The sequence below is a fragment of the Rathayibacter tanaceti genome (genome assembly GCF_001634385.1).
Taxonomy (GTDB): domain Bacteria; phylum Actinomycetota; class Actinomycetes; order Actinomycetales; family Microbacteriaceae; genus Rathayibacter; species Rathayibacter tanaceti.
Map to the genome: position 1 here is coordinate 1 of NZ_LIIN01000302.1, position 640 is coordinate 640.

Below are 640 nucleotides of genomic sequence, written 5' to 3' on the forward strand. Positions count from 1 at the left end.
TAGCCTTTGTCGGCCAAAGTATTCGAGAGGTTGATGATGTCGGCCAAGTGTGATTCTCGGAATGCGTGAGCATCATGGTGTTTGCCCGGAATCGGATCCGAAATGTGGATCAGCCGACCGGAGAGATCGGCGAGGACCTGGCAGGTGTGCCCCGTGGTCTTGTGTTTGCCGGAGTACAGCTCGGGCGCGTCTGCTCAGGACCAGCACGGGAGGAGGGTCCCGTCGATGACGGCCGTCGTCTCGCCGACCGCAGCCTCGACGTCCGGCTGCTCGTCGTCGGTCACGACAGTGAGCATCGCTTCCACTAGCGCGATTGTTCGCGACACGGTCGACTGACTGACACCGACCACATCGGCGATCAACTGTTCGGTGACGTTGTGGCGATAGTAGAGAAGAGTGACCTGTAGTGCCCCGGCGAGCGACAGTCTGCGTGGCCGTCCTCGCCGCCGCTGCCACAGGAATTCGTTTTCGATCCGTTCGGCGAGAATCGCATATTGCTCGGTCGTCATCCCTGTAGTAGTCTGCTTGTGCACCGGCTGGTTCCTTTGCGAAGAGTTTCTGTTGGAAGTTGCTCTTCAAGCAAAGCGGATCAGCCGGTGTTTTTCGTGACCGACACGCACTAATTTATACTGGGTCAATC

2 protein-coding genes are annotated in these 640 nt (G+C 58.3%); both read right to left on the reverse strand.

What is annotated here, in order from left to right:
* On the reverse strand, positions 1-179 hold a 179-nt coding region (locus ACH61_RS19475; RefSeq protein ID WP_161489696.1), incomplete at its 3' end, for a transposase family protein.
* 15 nt (positions 180-194) lie between these two features.
* A complete protein-coding gene (locus ACH61_RS15760; RefSeq protein WP_068213820.1) occupies positions 195-509 on the reverse strand; it encodes a helix-turn-helix domain-containing protein in 315 nt (104 codons plus the stop codon).
* Positions 510-640: the final 131 nt, after the last annotated feature.

Excerpts from the sequence above, each read along its gene's own strand:
- ACH61_RS15760 (WP_068213820.1), bottom strand. The coding sequence starts at position 509 with ATGACGACCGAGCAATATGCGATTCTCGCCGAACGGATCGAAAACGAA.